General features: G+C 43.7%; 16 protein-coding genes and 1 tRNA gene. 8 read left to right on the forward strand and 9 right to left on the reverse strand.

Annotated elements, in window-relative coordinates; all coding sequences use genetic code 11:
• Positions 1–21: 21 nt before the first annotated feature.
• Together glmU and RM347_RS07205 are read left to right on the forward strand one after the other, a co-directional pair.
• Positions 22–1,401 carry a bifunctional UDP-N-acetylglucosamine diphosphorylase/glucosamine-1-phosphate N-acetyltransferase GlmU gene (gene glmU / locus RM347_RS07200; protein WP_322721123.1) on the forward strand — a complete coding sequence of 460 codons (1,380 nt, stop codon included), beginning with the start codon at positions 22–24 and terminating at the stop codon, positions 1,399–1,401.
• Positions 1,402–1,512: 111 nt separating this feature from the next.
• Positions 1,513–1,935, forward strand: coding sequence for a DUF29 family protein (locus RM347_RS07205; protein WP_322721122.1), 423 nt, complete (start codon positions 1,513–1,515; stop codon positions 1,933–1,935).
• Here RM347_RS07205 and RM347_RS07210 read toward each other — a convergent pair.
• Entirely contained in the window at positions 1,926–2,879 is a 954-nt protein-coding gene (locus RM347_RS07210) for an isoaspartyl peptidase/L-asparaginase (protein WP_322721121.1), read from the reverse strand. The genes RM347_RS07205 and RM347_RS07210 overlap by 10 nt on opposite strands.
• Positions 2,879–3,073 (reverse strand): DUF2256 domain-containing protein, encoded by a 195-nt coding sequence (locus tag RM347_RS07215; RefSeq protein ID WP_322721120.1) that lies wholly within the window; start codon positions 3,071–3,073, stop codon positions 2,879–2,881. Before RM347_RS07215 ends, RM347_RS07210 begins: the two co-directional genes overlap by 1 nt.
• A 588-nt stretch (positions 3,074–3,661) precedes the next feature.
• Here RM347_RS07215 and RM347_RS07220 point away from each other — a divergent pair.
• On the forward strand, positions 3,662–4,168 hold the full coding sequence (locus tag RM347_RS07220; protein ID WP_322721119.1) for a GNAT family N-acetyltransferase: 507 nt from the start codon (positions 3,662–3,664) through the stop codon (positions 4,166–4,168).
• Positions 4,169–4,231: 63 nt separating this feature from the next.
• On the opposite strand, the gene RM347_RS07225 is transcribed toward RM347_RS07220, so the two are convergent.
• Positions 4,232–5,539 (reverse strand): glutamate-5-semialdehyde dehydrogenase, encoded by a 1,308-nt coding sequence (locus RM347_RS07225; protein ID WP_322721118.1) that lies wholly within the window; start codon positions 5,537–5,539, stop codon positions 4,232–4,234.
• A gap of 411 nt (positions 5,540–5,950) precedes the next feature.
• Here RM347_RS07225 and RM347_RS07230 point away from each other — a divergent pair, with 411 nt between their 5' ends.
• The gene (locus RM347_RS07230) at positions 5,951–7,945 is read left to right on the forward strand and encodes a zinc metalloprotease HtpX (RefSeq protein ID WP_322721117.1); all 1,995 of its coding nucleotides are present in this window, start codon (positions 5,951–5,953) and stop codon (positions 7,943–7,945) included.
• A 47-nt stretch (positions 7,946–7,992) separates the two neighbouring features.
• Here the strand turns inward: RM347_RS07230 and RM347_RS07235 are convergent, their stop codons facing one another.
• Positions 7,993–8,385, reverse strand: a complete 393-nt coding sequence (locus RM347_RS07235) for a hypothetical protein (protein ID WP_322721116.1) — start codon at positions 8,383–8,385, stop codon at positions 7,993–7,995.
• A 171-nt stretch (positions 8,386–8,556) separates the two neighbouring features.
• On the reverse strand, positions 8,557–10,842 hold the full coding sequence (locus RM347_RS07240; protein WP_322721115.1) for a PAS domain-containing hybrid sensor histidine kinase/response regulator: 2,286 nt from the start codon (positions 10,840–10,842) through the stop codon (positions 8,557–8,559).
• 289 nt (positions 10,843–11,131) lie between these two features.
• Between RM347_RS07240 and RM347_RS07245 the strand changes: the two genes are divergently transcribed.
• Entirely contained in the window at positions 11,132–12,601 is a 1,470-nt protein-coding gene (locus RM347_RS07245) for an aldehyde dehydrogenase family protein (RefSeq protein ID WP_322721114.1), read from the forward strand.
• A 170-nt stretch (positions 12,602–12,771) separates the two neighbouring features.
• Positions 12,772–13,980 carry a transporter substrate-binding domain-containing protein gene (locus RM347_RS07250; protein ID WP_322721113.1) on the forward strand — a complete coding sequence of 403 codons (1,209 nt, stop codon included), beginning with the start codon at positions 12,772–12,774 and terminating at the stop codon, positions 13,978–13,980.
• Between the two features lie 96 nt (positions 13,981–14,076).
• Here RM347_RS07250 and mazG read toward each other — a convergent pair whose 3' ends face one another.
• Together mazG and RM347_RS07260 are read right to left on the reverse strand one after the other, a co-directional pair.
• On the reverse strand, positions 14,077–14,904 hold the full coding sequence (gene mazG / locus RM347_RS07255) for a nucleoside triphosphate pyrophosphohydrolase (protein WP_322721112.1): 828 nt from the start codon (positions 14,902–14,904) through the stop codon (positions 14,077–14,079).
• Between the two features lie 3 nt (positions 14,905–14,907).
• Positions 14,908–15,528: a metal-binding protein gene (locus RM347_RS07260; protein WP_322721111.1), complete on the reverse strand. Its 621-nt coding sequence runs from the start codon at positions 15,526–15,528 to the stop codon at positions 14,908–14,910.
• 112 nt (positions 15,529–15,640) lie between these two features.
• On the opposite strand from RM347_RS07260, the gene RM347_RS07265 reads away from it, so the two are divergent.
• Both RM347_RS07265 and RM347_RS07270 read left to right on the forward strand, forming a co-directional pair.
• A tRNA-Val gene (locus RM347_RS07265) sits at positions 15,641–15,713 on the forward strand.
• 436 nt (positions 15,714–16,149) lie between these two features.
• The gene (locus RM347_RS07270; RefSeq protein ID WP_322721110.1) at positions 16,150–16,833 is read left to right on the forward strand and encodes an SGNH/GDSL hydrolase family protein; all 684 of its coding nucleotides are present in this window, start codon (positions 16,150–16,152) and stop codon (positions 16,831–16,833) included.
• A gap of 244 nt (positions 16,834–17,077) precedes the next feature.
• On the opposite strand, the gene RM347_RS07275 is transcribed toward RM347_RS07270, so the two are convergent.
• A complete protein-coding gene (locus RM347_RS07275) occupies positions 17,078–17,821 on the reverse strand; it encodes an alpha/beta fold hydrolase (protein ID WP_322721109.1) in 744 nt (247 codons plus the stop codon).
• Positions 17,822–17,925: 104 nt separating this feature from the next.
• A complete protein-coding gene (locus RM347_RS07280; RefSeq protein ID WP_322721108.1) occupies positions 17,926–18,540 on the reverse strand; it encodes a hypothetical protein in 615 nt (204 codons plus the stop codon).
• Between the last annotated feature and the right edge of the window lie 26 nt (positions 18,541–18,566).

Consider the following 18,566-nt stretch of genomic DNA (forward strand, 5'->3'; position numbering starts at 1 on the left):
ACTGATAGCTGATAGCTAATTATGGTAGTTGTAGCAATTTTAGCGGCAGGACGCGGCACACGGATGAAATCACGCTTACCTAAGGTTTTACATTCTTTGGGTGGGCGATCGCTAGTAGAGAGAGTTCTCGAAAGTGTAGAACCACTTTCGCCCTCACGGCGAATCGTGATTGTAGGATATCAGTCCGAGGAAGTTCAAGCCGCCATGCATTCAATTCCCAGCTTGGAGTTTGTCGAACAGACTGTGCAATTGGGAACAGGTCATGCTATCCAGCAATTACTGCCCCACTTGGAAGATTACACTGGGGATTTGCTGGTACTTAACGGTGATTTACCGTTGATACGCACCCAAACTCTCAAGCAGATGTTACAAACTCACGTTCAAAATCAAAACGCCGCCACTATTCTCACCTCGCACCTACCCGACCCCACAGGCTACGGGCGGGTTTTTTGTAACGATGAAAATATTGTGCAGCAAATGGTCGAACATAAGGATTGTACTGCTGCTCAAAGACAAAATCACCGGATTAACGCTGGGGTTTACTGTTTCCGCTGGCCAGATTTGGCAAAAGTGCTGCCTCACCTAGAGGCGAACAATGCCCAAAAAGAATACTATCTCACTGATGCCGTCACTCAAGTTGGACAAGTGATGGCAGTGGATGTGGAAGATTCCCAAGAAATTCTCGGCATCAACGATCGCCTGCAACTGGCAACAGCATCTGAAATTTTGCAAAAACGAGTCAAGGAAAAATGGATGCTGGCGGGTGTCACTCTCATCGACCCGACAAGCATCACCATTGATGAAACTGTGGAATTACAACCGGATGTAATTATTGAACCCCAAACTCATCTACGGGGAAATACTGTTATTCAATCAGGAAGTCATATTGGACCGGGGAGTTTAATTGAAAATAGTCAGTTGGCTGAAAATGTCACAGTGCAATATTCAGTGGTAGCAAATAGCACTGTACAGTCAGGAAGCCGAATTGGCCCCTACGCTCATTTGCGCGGTCAGGTACAGGTGGGTGCTGGTTGCCGTGTAGGGAATTTTGTGGAATTGAAAAATACTCAATTAGGCGATCGCACGAATGCAGCACATTTGTCATATATAGGTGATACCGTTGTCGGCAATCAGGTAAATATTGGTGCTGGTACAATTACTGCCAATTATGATGGCGTGAAGAAACACCGTACCAAAATAGGCGATCGCACAAAAACTGGTGCCAATAGCGTTTTAGTGGCTCCACTCACCTTGGGAGATGATGTCTACATTGCCGCTGGTTCTACAGTTACAGAAGATGTACCTGATGATTCTTTGGTGATTGCCCGTAGTCGTCAGGTAGTAAAACCCGCTTGGCGCAGGAAAGGTGTTGAAAATAAAACCACAGATCAACATAAATAATTCATTAGTGTTAATCGCGGTTGATCTGTGCTTTGAGAGCAGAAGCCAGGAGTTTTGCAAGATGTCTAATCTAGCTAGATTAGTAGTAAAGCCAAAATCTCAACACATAAGATGGAAGAACTGCTAGAACTTAGGCAATTTCTAGAACAAGGCAAAATCCATGAGGCACTGCTGTTGGTGGATGAGTTAGAAGAAATGAGCCTCAGTGACAAAATCAATAAAATTGATAGTTATGGTGTAATTCTGCTCATCCATTTAATTAAACAAAAGGCTGAAAAACGTTCGACTCGTTCTTGGGATGTTTCGATAGAAAATACAGTGCGTGAAATCAACAAAATAAACAAGCGCCGCAAATCCGGTGGCTTTTACTTGAATCAAGCAGAATTAATGGATATTCTGCAACAAGGATATCAAGTGGCACTGAAAAGAGCGGCGCTAGAAGCTTTTGAAGGGCGTTATGAAGCCCAAGAATTAGCTGCAATGGTTGATCAGCAAGAAACTTTAGCCGAAGCGCTGAAACTGATTCAACAATAGCCAATCAGTTCGTTACCAGTCCATTCCAAAGTGTCACCAATTTTTTCGCCGTCGTGGTAGGCGGCGAGTAAGATTTCGCTAGTTTTGCCCCAAGCGATCGCTCCATTGATATCTAAAGCGATCGCTCCCAAATCCCGTTTGTTCTGGTGCGCTTCCCCAAAGGATCGGTGCATGGCTTCCTTCAGAGACATACCATCAGTCACACGTACTACAATCCGGGGAGCTAGACACTCATCGATGATATCTTCCCCTATGCCAGTACAACTTACACCAGCATGACTAGTAGCATAATTGCCTGCTGGCATTGCAGAATCACTTACCCTTCCTATCCGCTCAAAGCCTTTACCACCTGTAGAAGTGCCAGCAGCTAGCCTACCGTAGGCATCTAGAGCTACCACGCCGATGGTACCGCGTCCGGCATTGCTGGTTTCTACCAGTTCAGGTTCTGCTACCACGCCAGCCATTGTACTTTTAAAATTATCCTGGCGTTCTTGTATCCACTCTTGTAATCGCAAATCAGTTAAAGCGTTATAGCTGGGAATTTGCATTTCCCGCGCCAACTCAGCCGATCCAAAATCTGATAGCACTCGGTCTGGTGAGTTTTGTAAAAATTGCGCTAACTCAATGGGATTTTTCACCCGCGAGATATTAATCACACCGCTAAACCGCCCTAATGCGCCATCCATCAGAGAAGCACTCATCCGGATTTGCCCATCAGATTGCAGTACTGAACCAGTACCAGCATTAAAGCGGGGATTATCTTCGAGCATTTGGCAACCCTGTACCACCGCCTCAGAGGCAGTTGCTCCGCATAATAGCAGAGAATAAACTTCTTCTATTACTGTATGGAGCGATCGGCGCACCGCTTCCAATCCGCCTTTACCGTGGAGAGAACTACCAGCCCCGCCATGAATAATTAATTTAGGTTGCACCTGTAACTCCATTAATCTCTTGCGCTATTTGCGTCTGTGTTGCGGTCAGTTTCATTTTGAGCTTCAGAACGGCGACGACGACAACGTTCTGAGCAGTATTTCACATCGTCCCAACAATCTTGCCACTTTTTACGCCATGTGAAAGGACGTTGACATACCGGACAGATTTTTGTCGGTAAGTCAGATTTAGAACGAACACGTCCCATATAAATGCTGTCTAGACGAGAATTTAATTTCTGAGAGAGATGGAAAATAATTATAACCAGTTTGCTACGAAGGAAGGATACTTTCGGTGAACAAATCTGATGTCAATCTATCTATAGATTTATTTTTTAACCATCTCCTTTTAGAGTACGGTGTATACACAAGTCATAAAATCCTTGCCTGGTAAGATACAAGCCTTAGTAGACAAGCTTTTGAGTTGAGTAAGCATCTTATTAAGAGTCTCAGCTTATTGATAAAGGTCTAAAGTCAAATCGGCAATTTAATTCAATACGCTTGGGTTAAGAAGAATAGTAGGTTGGGTTGAGTGTAAGCGTTACCCAACAAAGCCTTGATAATGTTGGGTTACCATGCGGGAAGTAAGCTACGTTCCTCAACGCAACTTACGCCGATTTAGTTTTTAGCCTTAACCCAAGCGTATTGCAATTTAATTTTTGGAGTTTACTTAAGGGCAAGCCACACAAGCCACAATTTAAAAAGTTGCCAATGCCATCTGAAAATGTGTTGCAGTTTCCAGTTGGAATTTTTCAATTCCAGAGCCACTGTTTTAGTTCCAGTATTGTAGATGCTTTATGAAAATAGAAGTGGTAAAAGCTACTCAACAACAGAAGTCAGTGCTGTGTAATTTAATGGAACTATACCAGTATGACCTGAGTAAGATAGAAGCTAAAGATGTAGATGCCTATGGCTTGTTTGGCTATCGATATCTTGATTACTATTGGACAGAACCTCAGCGACACCCATTTCTGATTAAAGTTGATGAGAAACTGGCAGGGTTTGTACTTGTTAATCAGCACACTTGCCTTCATCGAGATAACAATGCTAGGTCTATTGCTGAGTTCTTTATCCTCAGGAGATATCGAAGTCAGGGCATTGGTGAACAAGTAGCTACTCAAATTTTCGACCAGTTTCCTGGGAGTTGGGAGGTACGGCAAACTGCTTTTAACTTAGACGCACAAGTCTTTTGGAGCAAGGTAATAAATCAATACACTAATGGAGCTTTTGACGAGGTTTTCTTAAATGATGATCGATGGCATGGCCCAATTAAAACTTTTAACAACTCAGAAAAACTAACATAAAAAATACACCGATTTATCCGATGTATTTCTAGCGTTACTAAAGCATATAATTTGGAGAATATTTTACACTAAATCCTGGTGAGTAAAGGATTTAGCATCCGCCCCAGTGTAGGTAGCTACAATATGACCATCGCCAGTCATTTGATATTTGTATGTGACTAATCCTTCTAAACCAACAGGGCCACGAGGAGGCATTTGTTGCGTACTAATCCCTACTTCTGCACCGAAACCATAGCGGAAACCATCAGCAAATCGGGTAGAACAATTGTGGAATATATTAGCGGAATTGACAAGTCCAAAGAAAGTTTCAACAGATGCTGAATCTTCAGTAATAATGGCATCGGTATGACGAGAACCATATTTGTTAATATGGGCGATCGCATCTTCTATAGAATCTACAATCTTAATCGACAAAATAAAATCGCTGTATTCTGTTTCCCAATCTATTTCTGTTGCAGTTTTGATGTTAGGCAAAATTCTTAAGGTGTTTTTATCACCTCTTAATTCCACATGACGTTCTGCCAAAGCCTCAGCCACTTTTGGTAAAAATTCTGTAGCAATAGAGGAGTGAACGAGCAAAGTTTCAATTGCATTACAAACAGCGGGATATTGCGCTTTGGCATCGACGGTAATCGGAACTGCTTTAGAAATATCAGCGGCTTTATCTATATAAAGATGACAAATCCCGTCGGCGTGACCTAGTACTGGAATACGCGTATTTTCCTGCACAAACCGCACAAAGGAATTAGAACCTCTAGGGATAATTAAATCCACATATTTATCTAATTTCAAAAGTTCTAGAGTTTCTTCTCTAGTTGTCAGCAACTGTACCGCATCAGGGTTAACAGCAGTTTGAGATAATCCTTGCTTAATTGCCTTAACTATCGCTTCGCAAGAACGCACCGCTTCTTTTCCACCTTTGAGGATTACACCATTTCCGGATTTGATTGCTAAGGAAACAATTTGAATCGCCGCCTCTGGACGGGCTTCAAAAATAATCCCCAAAACGCCTAAAGGACAAGTAATCCGCTTGAGAATTAAACCAGTGTCTAGTTCGCGGTGAATCTGCACTTTTCCAACTGGATCGGCTAGCTTACCAACATCTCGTACCCCTGCGATCGCATCTCTTAATTCATGTTCATCCAACTGCAAGCGCTTATAGAGCGGTTTGGGAATTCCTTCGGCACTAGCAGCTTCACAATCAGCAACATTTGCTTGTAAAATTTCATCTTTAGCTGATTCTAAAGCTTGAGCGATCGCATCAAGTGCTTGATTTTTTGCCTCAGTGGAGAGAATCGCTAGCTTACTTGCAGCTTGGCGGGTTTGCCCGGCGATCGCAATTAGGGGAGAAGCAATGTTAAGAATAGTCATAGTACAAATCATTACTTTTTCTTCATCTTATCAATCTGAGTCCACCGTTGCTTATCGTCTTCCCCCAATCGGGTGAACCATCTGGGTAATCAATAATTACTCTGATCGGGTGAAGCAAGATTAGGTTCAAAACATTTATTCTGTGATTATGGAACACCAAGAAATTATAAATAATAAATTTACAGCCTCAATAATATTCTAAGTATTATTGCAGAGCTTATTTGAAAGTCTTAAATATGATTTATGCGTACCGGAGACTAGAGAGACATCGTAATTTATGTTTCTCTAGTCTTTTACTTAAGTAAATAATTTATACTGTCATTATTTAAATTTTTACGAAATTGCAGTGACGCTCGCTGGATCTATTGAGTATTGATGGATTAAATACCACTCCTTTGCTAGGGAGATCCTATGTCATTGCAATCTGGATTAGATGCCTTAAAACAAAAACGTTATCAAGAAGCGGTTGAATTACTCGAACAATTCTGCCGCGATTGTGTTGAGCATGATTCCTCAGATTATCTTTCAGCACAGATGTGGCTGATGAAAGCCTATCAAGCCACAGGCGAAATCGAAAAAGCCAAGAGCCTGTGTCAAAAGTTAATGATGAGTGAAAACCCACAGGCTCGTAGTTGGGCAGAACAAGCTAGTCAATCCTTCCGCCAAACCCCAGCAACTCAGTCTAAAGCCAGCCAAAAAGCTGGTCGCGCCGCCACTACTGGGATGAAATTAACGATGGGGGGTGTAGGTGGTAGTTTAGCGTTAGCTTCTGGTGTCACCATGACCTTGCTGTTTGGCATGGTGTTGGCTTTAGGTTTGAGCTTAGTATTTATTGTGGGTAGCGACGATCCACTCCAAGGGCTAGCGATCGCTATTGGTATTACATTAATTTTTAATCTCGCCGCCTTTTTCTTGTCTCCATTCATCATGGATTTAACTCAAGGCTGGCTTTACCAAACTCGCTGGGTAGAGTTAGCAGAAGTTGAAACCCTCAGTCCAGAGACAGCTAAAGTTATTCGCCAAATCTGTCAGCAGAAAAAGCTGAAAACGCCACGACTGGGAATCATTAACGACCAAAATCCCACGGCTTTTACTTATGGATCGTTGCCGAACAGCGCCCGTTTAGTCGTCAGTCAGGGACTTTTTACATACCTGGATGACGATGAAATTGCTACTGTCTACGCCCACGAATTGGGGCACATTGTCCACTGGGACTTTGCAGTGATGACTGTAGCTTCTACCTTGGTGCAAATTTGTTACCTAATTTACAGCACAGCTAGAAGATTGGGGCGTGGCGGTGGCGATAGCAAAATCAAAGATGCCATGCAAAGTGCTGCCCTAGTTGCATACGTGTTTTATGTCGTCGGTACTTATCTCGTGCTGTACCTCTCCCGCACACGGGAATACTTTGCCGATCACTTTGCAGCCGAAAGTACAGGTAATCCCAATGGATTATCCCGCGCTTTGGTGAAGATTGCCTATGGGATATTAGAAGAAGGTTCGCGATCGCCAGAACCTAGCCGTTTAGTTGAAGGGACTCGCGCCTTGGGTATTTATGACCATAAAGCCGCCGCTTCCACAGGAACCGCTTACCGCATTGCATCCGATCCCCAAAAAATTGGTCGCGTCTTTCTGTGGGATATGTTTAACCCTTGGGGCCGGTGGATGGAGTTAAATTCAACTCATCCCTTGACAGGTAAACGAGTTCGTGCATTAAGCAACTATGCTGAACAATTGGGTTTACCGACTGAGTTTGATATGGGGCGAGTTATTGGAGAAGGCAAAACTCTTAATAAGAGTAGGCTTTACGGCAACTTCTTTTTAGACGTTGTCCTGTATGGCGCTGAAACAATTGGTTTCTTAGTTGGCTTGGTAATGAGTGTGATTCTGTGGTCAAATTCCCAAAACACAGGTTTAGTATTTGGTGTCCCACTAATTGGTTTAGGGATAGGGATTATTGTTAAAGCCTTGGTGATGTTCCCCGACTACAAGCAAGCACCAGAAACTGATATTCTCACCCTCATGTCAGACCCCTACGCCAGTCCGTTGCGTGGACAACCTGCAAAACTGGAAGGTCAACTAATTGGTCGTGGCGATGCTGGTTATAAGTTTGGTTCCGATTTAAAAATTCAGGATCGCAGCGGAATGCTTTATCTGCATTACGCCTCACGCTTTGGCCCCATCGGCAATTTCCTGTTTGGGATGAAGCGAGTGAAAAGCTTGATTGGTGAACAAGTTGGGGCTGTGGGTTGGTTCCGTCGGGGTGTTGCACCTTGGATGGATCTGATTCAACTCCAAAGTGAAAATGGCACTATTGTCAACAGTTATCATCGCTTCTGGTCATTTATCCTTGGCAGTGGATCGATTATCCTGGGAGTGGTCTTGATTATGTTCTTGAGCAGCTAGCTGAGTTTCTAGCCTGCTGTCAAAGCATTTCTCAGTCCATCCAAGCTTTAATTTGTCAGGAGGTAGTTAGTAACTGCCTCCTTTTTTTCGTTTGTAATATACCACAATACAGTTGGGTTATATGATGTCCGCATAATTAATATAGTTATGATTCCCACAGTCATTGCACCCCACCCCTTAATCCCTCCCCGCAAGCGGGGAGGGGAGACAAAGCGTAGCTTTGGCGGGGTGGGGTTCTTCGGGTTTAATAAGTAATCAATCAGCGATCGCATTTGCTTGTTCGGCGATCGCATTTGCTTGTTTGGCGATCGCATTTGCTTGTTTGGCGATCGTATTTGCTTGTTTGGCGATCGCATTTGCTTGTTGGGCGATCGCATTTGCTTGTTGGGCGATCGTATTTGCTTGTTGAGCGATCGCATTTGCTTGTTGGGCGATCGCATTTGCTTGTTGAGCGATGCCTACGGCTGGCTACGCCTATACAAATTTTACCGGGAGCTTATACCAATTTAATTAATGATTGCAACACATCCTTGGGCAAAGACGCGATGAATCGCGTCTCTACAAATGGTCTATTTGTCGTATTCTTTTTTCAAATTGATATTACTTGTGCATTAACCTTGTTTGCTACCTTTGACCAGGTTCGCCACCACTGTCACCAACTTATCTGGCTCGATTGGCTTGGATAGATGAATGTGGAATCCAGCCTCCAGAGCCAGCTTGCATTCTTCATCTCTAGCAAAGGCCGTCAGTGCTACAGCTGGAATTTTTTTTCCTCGAGCTGCTTCGCTGATTCGCACTTTGCGAATCAGCGAATAACCATCTTCATCTGGCATTCCAATATCACTGACTAAAACATTTGGTTCTAATCGTGCCAGCGCTTCTAAAGCTTCACCTACTGAGCTAACTGATGTCACCTGTGCTCCAGACTGTTGAAGAATAAAGGTAATTAACTCACGCGTATCGGCATTGTCATCTACAACAAGTACTTGCAAGCCGTTGAGCACTGAGAGGTTATCAACTTTTACTTCACTCTCTTTAATTAACTGCTCTTGTTGCAATTCTATAATCGGCAACAGCACTGTAAATGTTGCTCCTCGTCCTTCACCTTCACTAACTGCGTAGACTGTGCCTGAGTGCATTTCTACTAAATAGCGCACAATTGCCAGTCCCAGCCCCAAACCACCCTCTGTTCTAGTAGTTGTGCTATCAGCTTGACGGAAGCGCTCAAAGATATAAGGTAAAAAGTCAGCACTAATTCCCTTACCTGTGTCAGAGACAGTTATCTGAGCATTTGAGTTTACCTGCTTTAGATGCACTTCAACTCGCCCTCCGCTGGGTGTGAACTTGATGGCGTTAGAGAGCAAATTCCAGACAACTTGTTGGAGGCGTTCTGCATCACCCATAACCTCACCTACTGAGGAATCAAGGTTAGACTCAACTTGAATATTCTTAATCTCAGATGTGGGATGTACAGCTTCAATCGCTGCGTTAATTACAAATACAAGGTCAACTTTACGGAGATTTAGGCGGATTTTACCTTGGACAATGCGTGAAATATCCAGGATATCTTCAATCAGTTTCCTCTGAAGTTGAGCATTCCGCTCGATTGTCGCCAGTGCCTTAAAGGTAATTGCCTCGTCTAATTTTCGATTACGGATAATTTGAACCCAACCCAGCATAGAGTTGAGAGGTGTACGAAGTTCATGGGAAACGATCGCTAAAAATTCGTCCTTAATTCGGTTAGCTTCTTGAGCTTCCTGATAAAGCTGTGCATTCTCAAGGGCAAAAGCTGCGCGTTGGGCAAGTTCTTCAGCCATTGCTAAGTCTACAATAGTGTAATGCCGCCCTGGTTGTGCAGACGCCAAGACAATTGTCCCCAGCTTGCGTTCACGCACCAGCAGTGGAACGACCATATAAGACTTAACTTGCAGCAAATTGAGGTGTTCCTCGTTCCATAGGTTTCTTTGTAGTGAGGACTCAAGAATATTAGTAACCAGTTCCGGCTTACCAGTCCGTAAAACCTTTGGTAGTCCATAATCAGCATCAACAGCAATTGGATTGCATTGTCGGAGTTCTCGTACCAGTGCTTCCTTCTTGGGTTCAGATGCAGCTATCACTGGGTTACTGAAGACTAAGGAATTATTTTCAACGACATCTACAATACACCAATCAGCCAAGGTAGGCACCGCCAATTGCGCGACGCTCCTTAATGTGGTGCGGTAGTCTAAGGAAGATGCCAGTACACGACTTGCTTCAGCTAAAAAATTAGAGCGCCTCTGTGCAGCTTGGGCTGAAATCCGGGCGGCTTGCTCATTGGCAAATAACTGCTTGCGCTCTGACTCTAAACGCCTACGCTGGCTAATGTCGCGCATTAGCCAGCGCAGAGCAACTGGCTTATTTTTCTCGTTCCAGACGGTAACTACTGTCAAAGCAACATCAAAACAGATTTTTTCCCGTGGTTGTAAACACACTTCCCATTCCCCACCCCGGTCGAGCTGCTGCAACTGAGTCAGATAGTTAAAAAAAGCTTGATGGTCTGACTGGGCGATGAAAGTAACCAGCGGTTTGCCAATCAAAAATCGCTGTAAAACATTGAGCTGTATGGTAGCAGCACGATTAGCTTCAAGGATAATACCGAATGTATCAGTTACTAAGTAACCATCAGGCGCAAAATCAAATAATTCTTGGTAACGCTGACGCTCCTTCTCTACTACCATTCGTGTTGCTTGTAGTTCTTCGGAGGCGATTTTCATTTCTTCCAAGGCGATTTGAAGTTCCTCAAAAGCTTCAGTTGTTAACTCTTGTTGCAAGCACGGCTCACTTGCACTACTTTGCGATAATCCCGTCACCCGTGAGCGCAACGTCTCTATTTGTTGACTAAAATCGTCTACATTCATGTTGCTGACTTTGCTAAGACTAAGAAGCGCACCTGAGAGGAAAAATCGAGCAAATATAAGCCCAACTGTACGCTAAAAGCTGCTCTCAAAACTATTGCTCAAAAGATAGAGGTTTGTTTTTCCAATACAAGTTCTACAATGTGAATTAGACACAAGATAATAGCTATTTCAACCTCTAACTTTTATCTTAAGATAAAGAGTTCATAAAGAAATCCACCTAGAGTGCTGTACAGCAACAAACATAATAAGTAGATTTAAGCAAATTTTTTTATAGCTTAAGGAGGGCCTGATGGTTACAGCAACAGTACCAGGGCAACAGGTCAAAATTGGCCCAACCAAATTGCTGATTAACAATGAGTGGGTAAATAGTGTCAGCAATCGCCGATTTGAAACAATCAACCCGACTACAGGTGAGGTAATCTGCGAAGTCTCAGAAGCAGACGCCCCGGATGTAGATAAAGCAGTACAAGCAGCCCGTGCTGCCTTTACTAGTGGGGAATGGAGAAAGATATCTGCTACTCGTCGCGGCGAGTTGCTTTACAAGCTAGCTGACTTAATTGAGCAGAACATTGATGAGTTGGCGCGCTTAGAAACTCTCGACAACGGTAAGCCATTACAAGATTCATTCGGTGACTTGGGGTTAGTCATCGCCTGCTATCGTTACTATGCCGGTTGGGCTGATAAAGTACAAGGTAAAACTATTCCGATTAGCGGTCCATACTTCTGCTACACCCGCCATGAGCCTGTGGGTGTAGTTGGTCAAATTATCCCGTGGAATTTTCCTCTGTTGATGCAGGCGTGGAAATTAGCACCAGCCTTGGCAACTGGTAATACAGTAGTTATGAAAACAGCGGAACAAACACCATTATCCGCGCTGCGGGTAGGTGAGTTGATTATTGAAGCTGGTTTTCCCCCTGGTGTGGTGAACATCTTATCAGGATATGGGCCAACCGCCGGGGCTGCGATCGCTAGTCACATGGATATTGACAAAGTGGCATTTACTGGTTCCACTGAAGTTGGTCATCTAATTATGGAAGCAGCCGCCAAAAGTAACCTGAAGCGCGTCACCTTGGAACTTGGTGGTAAAAGTCCTAACATCGTCTTTGCTGATGCGGATATGGACAGGGCGATCACAGGTTCGCACGATGCCATATTCTTTAACCAAGGGCAATGCTGCTGTGCTGGTTCGCGGTTGTTTGTCGAAGAAAAATGCTATGACGAGTTCGTTGCTAGAACTGTAGAAAGAGCAAAAGTGCGGGTTGTCGGTAATCCTTTTGATGCCAACACAGAACAAGGGCCGCAAGTAGACAAAGACCAATTCGATCGGGTGATGAGCTATATCGAATCTGGAATGCGCGAAGGTGCACAGATGCTATGTGGTGGTAATCGAGTTGGTGACAAGGGTTATTTTATCGCCCCCACAGTCTTTGCCGATGTCCGCGATCACATGAAGATTGCCCAAGAGGAAATCTTTGGTCCAGTGATGAGCATCATCAAATTTAAAGATATCGATGAAGTTATTCAACGGGCAAATGCCACAATGTACGGACTCGCCGCCGCTGTGTGGACTCAGGATATCACCAAAGCTCACGCGATCGCCAACAATCTCCGGGCTGGTACTGTGTGGGTAAACTGCTACGACGTATTTGATGCTGCTGCACCCTTCGGTGGATTTAAGCAATCTGGTATTGGTCGAGAACTCGGCGAATATGGTTTGCAGCAATATACCGAAGTTAAGACAGTTACCATCAAATTGTAGTTCGACTTGAGTAAGAGGCAAGGGGGCAGGGGGCTTCGTTGAGTTTAGGTTTAGCCATATTCATCCCTTGAAATCTGAAAAAAATCGGTTTTAGGGGGATGTTTAACGTAATATTTGATATGGGGTGGGCATGATAAATATACTTTGCATACAACCCCAAGAAAATTCTGATGATAAATGCGATCGCTAGTAAATTTCGCCAACTTATAGCTGGGAGAAAAAGCCCGATTGGCAGAGATGACCGGAGAAACAAAACCAGGCGTTCCTTAGCACTGTATACCTGCATAGGATTAGTAGGTGGGATTCTGGCATTATTGTTAATGACATCCCCAGGACTGGCCCAAAAACCGGAACCCCAACCATCCCCAAAACTCCAACAACCGTTATTAGTAGCTACACGAGTTATACCGCCTTTTGTGGTACCAAATAAAGGTGAGTTATCGGGATTCAGTATCGACCTCTGGCGCAGCATCGCTAATCAAATAGGTGTAGAGTCTAAATTTATTGAATATTCCTCTGTGCCGGAACTGCTTTCTGCTATTAAAGACAACAAAGCTAATTTGGGGATTGCAGCTATTTCCATTACAGCCGAACGCCAGGAGAATTTTGATTTCTCATTACCTATTTTGGCTGGGGGGCTGCAAATTATGGTACGAAACTCAGAAACCAACGACAGTGCCTTCCCAAATATTTTGCAATTATTTTTCTCTACTAGCCTCTTGCAAGTAATAGGCGTTGCCTTAGTGCTAATTATCGTCGCAGCCCACATTATTTGGTTATCTGAACGCAATCATAAAGATGGGATGATTCCCCAATCATACTTTCCTGGCATTTTCAAAGCCTGTTGGTGGTCAGCTGCCACATTAGCAACCCAAGCTGATGAAATGCCCAAGGGAGTATTGGGACGCCTAGTAGGTATTGTTTGGATGTTCATCGGAGTACTTTTTGCCGCCTACTTTACAGCCAGCGCTACTACCTCATTGACAGTACAACAGCTTCAAGGGGATATCAGGAGTATAGACGATTTACCCGGCAAGGTAGTGGCCACAACTGCGGGTAGCACAGCCGCCACATATCTGCGAGAACATAAGATTTCAGTTTTAGAAGTTACCAAAATTGAGCAAGCTTACAATGCTTTGCAAACCAAAAAAGCTGATGCTGTGGTGTTTGATGCGCCTGTACTTCTCTTCTATGCTGCCAATGAAGGTAAAGGGAAGGTACAGATTGTTGGCAGTATCTTGCGTGAAGAAAGTTACGGCATCATTCTGCCTAACGACAGTCCTTACCGCAAACCAATTAATCAGGCCCTGCTGAGTCTTAAAGAAAATGGCACTTATCAATCGCTATATGATAAGTGGTTCAATGCTGAAAAATCTTGAAGAAGGGAATGGGGAATGGAGAATGGGCAGGGGAGCAGGGGGAAAATTCCTCTTCCCTGCCTCTCTGCCTCTTTCCAATTCCCCATTCCCAACTCTCTACTCCCCATTCCCTTCTTTCGCAAGTTGAGCTTTTGCCTGTTGCCAAAGAGTTTCTAACTCATCCAAACTGTAATCAGAAAGGGGACGGTCAACAACCGTCTCCATTTTTTCTAATCGCTGGACAAATCGCTGATTTGTGCCTTGTAAAGCTGTGCTGGGGTCAAGATTATGCCAACGGGCTAACTGAATAACTGCAAATAGTAAATCGCCTAATTCTGCTTGTTGTCGTTCGGGTGTTTCCTCAGCTAAAGCTTGTTGAAACTCTCCCAACTCCTCATGAAACTTATCCCAGACGCCCTGAATATTTTCCCATTCAAACCCGATCGCCGCAGCCTTTTGAGAAATCTTCATCGCCGCCGTCAGTGGGGGAAGGGTGCGCCCATAACGACCGAGTTTCGCACTCAGTTTTTGCGCGTCTGGAGATGCTTCGCCCTTTTCCGCAGCTTTGATTTGTTCCCAATTTTGCCGCACCTCATCCACACTGGCCACCGACACATCACCAAACACATGAGGATGACGGCGAATCAACTTTTGGGAAATCCCCTGAGTGATTTCTTTGAGAGAAAATTGCCCCGATTCACTAGCGATTTGGGCTTGTAATACCACCTGTAATAATAAATCGCCTAACTCCTCTGCGATCGCACTCTTATCCCCACTCTTAATCGCGTCCACCACCTCATAAGCTTCCTCAATCACATAAGGCATCAGCGTTTCGGGAGTTTGAGCCAAATCCCAAGGACAACCACCATCAGGCGATCGCAACTTCGCCACCACTTCAATTAATTCCTGCAACGCCGCCAAAGTATTAACATTGTCATTTGTCATTTGTCATTTGTCCTTTGTCGTTCTTCCGTTGCTCTTTCTGCTAACTGTAGCTCGACGACTACCGCGACTTGTAACTTTCCGCTTCTTAATTTTGCCACTAGGAAGCAACCCACGAACGCCCTGTTTTTGAAAGCGCTTGTATGCCGAACCGCCCCAATCGCTGAGAGAATGACTCATCGCACCCAGTTCTAAACCCAAAAAGAGGGCGATATATTCAGTATCGTATTGCACGAGCGATCGCCCCACAGTTTGTCCCAAATCCTGCCAACTAAAACTCAGACTCCATAACCTTTGGGCGATCGCCAAAACGAAAATTGCCAAAATAGCTAGCAAACACCCCAGATAAAGTATCCGCAGAATCGTGCCAATAATCGGCCCGTGGGATAAGAAAGAACGATGCCGCAGACTTTTTTGATAAGGTAGCCAAATCCAGCGCAAGAAACCCCAGCGTTGAAATTGCACAGAGTAAATATCCAAATCGGGGCCAAACATCAGTCCGCCAAAGAGAAACCCGCCTGCAACCAACAAAGTTGTATTGCTACTGCGAGTCTGCCAGAAAGTAACGCCCGCCACGAACGGCAGAGCATACATAGTAATGCGATCGTGCGTCCGACCAGAGGGCATCCTAAATCCTGAATGACTGAATACTGAGTCAGTATAAGAGAAAAAAAGATTTTCTTAAAACTACTAGCGCAACGCGAAATGTTTTGCTATGTTAGTTAAGGATTGATGAAAAGGGCGGTTAGCTCAGTTGGTAGAGCGCCTGCCTTACAAGCAGGATGTCATCAGTTCGAGTCTGGTACTGCCCATCGTTGAAAAGCCGCCACATGGTGGCTTTTTGATTGGAACCATAATTTTTCCATCACGATTTACGGTAATATTAATATCCTAAATCACCTGAAATTACCTGCAATCACAGAGTAATTTTAGCTCAGGTTTAGCGCATGAAACTGACGATTGAAATCATAAACCAACGGCTCATATCGTATCCGGTTAAAGACTTATCATTAAGGCTGCAAGGGGGCAGGGAGCAGGGAGCAGGGGGAGAAAGAATTTTCAGGTTTTTGCACAGATGCACCGAATCATAACTAATCAGCCGGACATGATATCAAAGCAGCAAGGATTGGGGTAAGAGTTGAGGCTAGGGGCGATCGCTTATCATTCCTAACCATGCTACCACCTGCATAAGGTATAGTCTTTTAAAGTCAAAGAATGGAAAGTGATGCTTGATGCTTGGTTTTCCAGATGCTCAAAATCTTGATTAATAGTCTGACTCTAAGCGTAATCGCACTACTTTTAACTGGTTCGCCAAATCAACAAACCACTTGCCGCAAGGCAGTATTTTTTGGCGATTCGATTACCGTAGGGGCAGGTGCATCACATCCTACTTTACGCTGGAGTACGCTGCTATCCAAAAACAAAGGGCTATGCGAAGACAACCAAGGTATCGGCGCAACTGTTCTCCAGAATAGCTATCCCAGACTTGCTAACAATGGACGTGATCGCTATATCCACGATGTAGTTAAGCATCACCCTAAAGATGTCTACATCCTATATGGACTAAATGATTTGCGATATAGCAGCAAAGCTTTTTCTGTGGAGAAATATAAGAGCGATTTAAGCGAAATCGTACAAGGACTTCTGGTGGCAGGGATTAGCCGAGCCAACATCACAATCGGCTCTCCTCCATATGTAAGACCATCTGCCTATCAGCTTTATCCAGAATTTAACAGTGGTACAACTAATAAGCATCACATTTACAGAGATGCTGCCAAAAGTGTAGCTAAAGAATTTAAGGTCAGATGGGCAGATGTTTACCAAGATATGATTTCATCTGGTGGCGATGCATTGATTTCTTCAGATAACGTTCATCCAAACGATCAAGGGCATCAGGTTATCTTTAAATCAATGGCTAATGCGCTTCCTTGAGTAAATGACAACCCATTTAGATACGGAAAAGCTAGCAAGCCTAGTCCGCAAGAAGCGCGTTAGTAAAGGATTGCGCGAAGCGGCGTCGAAGATTGGCAATATTAGTCCATCTACTCTTTCAAGGGTAGGAGCGGCAAAATGCCAGACATGGAAACTTTTTTAACACTTTGTAACTAGCTACAAGTACCACCTGCTGAGTTGTTTAGAACTACAGAAGAGGATCAACTGGATACTACTCAAAAAATTAATTACTAGTTAATACTGAGGCAAGAAGGTCAGGATGAGACAGATGTGGGCAATGTCCAGAAGCTAGTTCAATGGCATCGACTCCTAAGCGCTTGCGTGCGGCGTAGCGTGACCATATAGGAGACAATATTCGGTCATCGGTACAAACAATATATTTACGCTCAACCTTTGGCAAAGCTTTTAGAGGATTCGTTTCAAAAATATATGCCATTGATTGTTGCGAACGACTATTCGAGATTGCCCACTGTGCTACATCCGGTTGACAATCATGAAAGAAAAAATCCCTTAATACTGCTGCGTCTGAATAATCTTTCCCTACGGAAGCTGGTTCAAACATATCAGGCTCATCGTGGAACTGTTCGAGTTTACTTGGCTCTTTTGGCTGGTAATTGAATGATTTGAGCATAGCAGAATCAAGATGATGAGAAAATTGGTCGAGTGTACTGATTCCAGGATATGGAAGTAGCGCAGCCACAAACACTAGTTGACGCACTTTTACCGCTTCTGCAACCAAGGGAATTATAGTACCAGCCATTGAGTGACCGACTAGCACAATATCATCATCAGTTTTTGGTAGCGCTTGAATTACTGTATCCGCAAGTTGGGACAAAGTAGCAGATGCATTTTCAATTGGCAAATCCATTGCTACAGTTTTGTGACCCTGTGCTTCTAAGTAGGGAATTAGCAAATCCCAACACCAGGTGGCTTGGAAGGCACCGTGAACTAGACAATATAGACTCATATCAATTGAATAGTAGTAATGGTGGACGAGTTTTTTAACTTCTCTTATTTTTTAGCAAATTTTTAATCTTGACTAAGTAAGTTACATCAGTACTTACTATATATTCAAACAGCAGTTAAAACAGGCTGAAAAGGTTGCAATAAAATACCTAAAATTTTATCAACTTCTTTAATATAGTACTCAGTCGAATCTATATAAACAGTTGTCTCTTCTAAAAATAAAAACTTCCAGTTAGTTCCACTAGTAACCGAGCCGTAAATTCGCCCAACTTCATTGCCTTGATTTTGATTGAACAGTTGTGCTGCAATCATTGCTGCTACACATTGACCCAAACCGCCGATAATATCTTCTTTTTTCGCTTCAAAAATAAACATTACCGGAGCAGAAAGAAATAATTGTTCCTGGGAATTGCTGATAATGTAATCGCAAAAGCCTTGTAAGCCTTGAGTCGCATCAACATTAAATTCATTCCCAGAAAATAGGGAGATTTTATTATTTAATAATCGTCTGACCTCTGCGAGAATTGGTGCAATTAAAAACTCTGACCTTGCTTTTTCGGTTGCGATCGCAGTTGCCAAAGGGATGTAATCTATTAAAATCGTTCTGAGAGTTTCTGATGGTGTAACAGGTTTTGTATCAACAAATAAATTACGAGTTTCATCGAGTGTTAAGTCAAAACTCTTTTTCACCTTGGCGAGACTAAAATCGCTGTATACCATCGTTGCACCTTGTGATTATCTATTTA

Origin of the sequence: Nostoc sp. ChiQUE02 (assembly GCF_034531305.2) — a bacterium.
Classification (GTDB): Bacteria; Cyanobacteriota; Cyanobacteriia; order Cyanobacteriales; family Nostocaceae; genus Nostoc.

Coding starts and splice junctions, on each gene's coding strand:
- glmU (WP_322721123.1), top strand. CDS start 22: ATGGTAGTTGTAGCAATTTTAGCGGCAGGACGCGGCACACGGATGAAA.
- RM347_RS07205 (WP_322721122.1), top strand. CDS start 1,513: ATGGAAGAACTGCTAGAACTTAGGCAATTTCTAGAACAAGGCAAAATC.
- RM347_RS07210 (WP_322721121.1), bottom strand. CDS start 2,879: ATGGAGTTACAGGTGCAACCTAAATTAATTATTCATGGCGGGGCTGGT.
- RM347_RS07215 (WP_322721120.1), bottom strand. CDS start 3,073: ATGGGACGTGTTCGTTCTAAATCTGACTTACCGACAAAAATCTGTCCG.
- RM347_RS07220 (WP_322721119.1), top strand. CDS start 3,662: ATGAAAATAGAAGTGGTAAAAGCTACTCAACAACAGAAGTCAGTGCTG.
- RM347_RS07225 (WP_322721118.1), bottom strand. CDS start 5,539: ATGACTATTCTTAACATTGCTTCTCCCCTAATTGCGATCGCCGGGCAA.
- RM347_RS07230 (WP_322721117.1), top strand. CDS start 5,951: ATGTCATTGCAATCTGGATTAGATGCCTTAAAACAAAAACGTTATCAA.
- RM347_RS07235 (WP_322721116.1), bottom strand. CDS start 8,385: ATGCGATCGCCCAACAAGCAAATGCGATCGCTCAACAAGCAAATACGA.
- RM347_RS07240 (WP_322721115.1), bottom strand. CDS start 10,842: ATGAATGTAGACGATTTTAGTCAACAAATAGAGACGTTGCGCTCACGG.
- RM347_RS07245 (WP_322721114.1), top strand. CDS start 11,132: ATGGTTACAGCAACAGTACCAGGGCAACAGGTCAAAATTGGCCCAACC.
- RM347_RS07250 (WP_322721113.1), top strand. CDS start 12,772: ATGATAAATGCGATCGCTAGTAAATTTCGCCAACTTATAGCTGGGAGA.
- mazG (WP_322721112.1), bottom strand. CDS start 14,904: ATGACAAATGACAATGTTAATACTTTGGCGGCGTTGCAGGAATTAATT.
- RM347_RS07260 (WP_322721111.1), bottom strand. CDS start 15,528: ATGCCCTCTGGTCGGACGCACGATCGCATTACTATGTATGCTCTGCCG.
- RM347_RS07270 (WP_322721110.1), top strand. CDS start 16,150: ATGCTCAAAATCTTGATTAATAGTCTGACTCTAAGCGTAATCGCACTA.
- RM347_RS07275 (WP_322721109.1), bottom strand. CDS start 17,821: ATGAGTCTATATTGTCTAGTTCACGGTGCCTTCCAAGCCACCTGGTGT.
- RM347_RS07280 (WP_322721108.1), bottom strand. CDS start 18,540: ATGGTATACAGCGATTTTAGTCTCGCCAAGGTGAAAAAGAGTTTTGAC.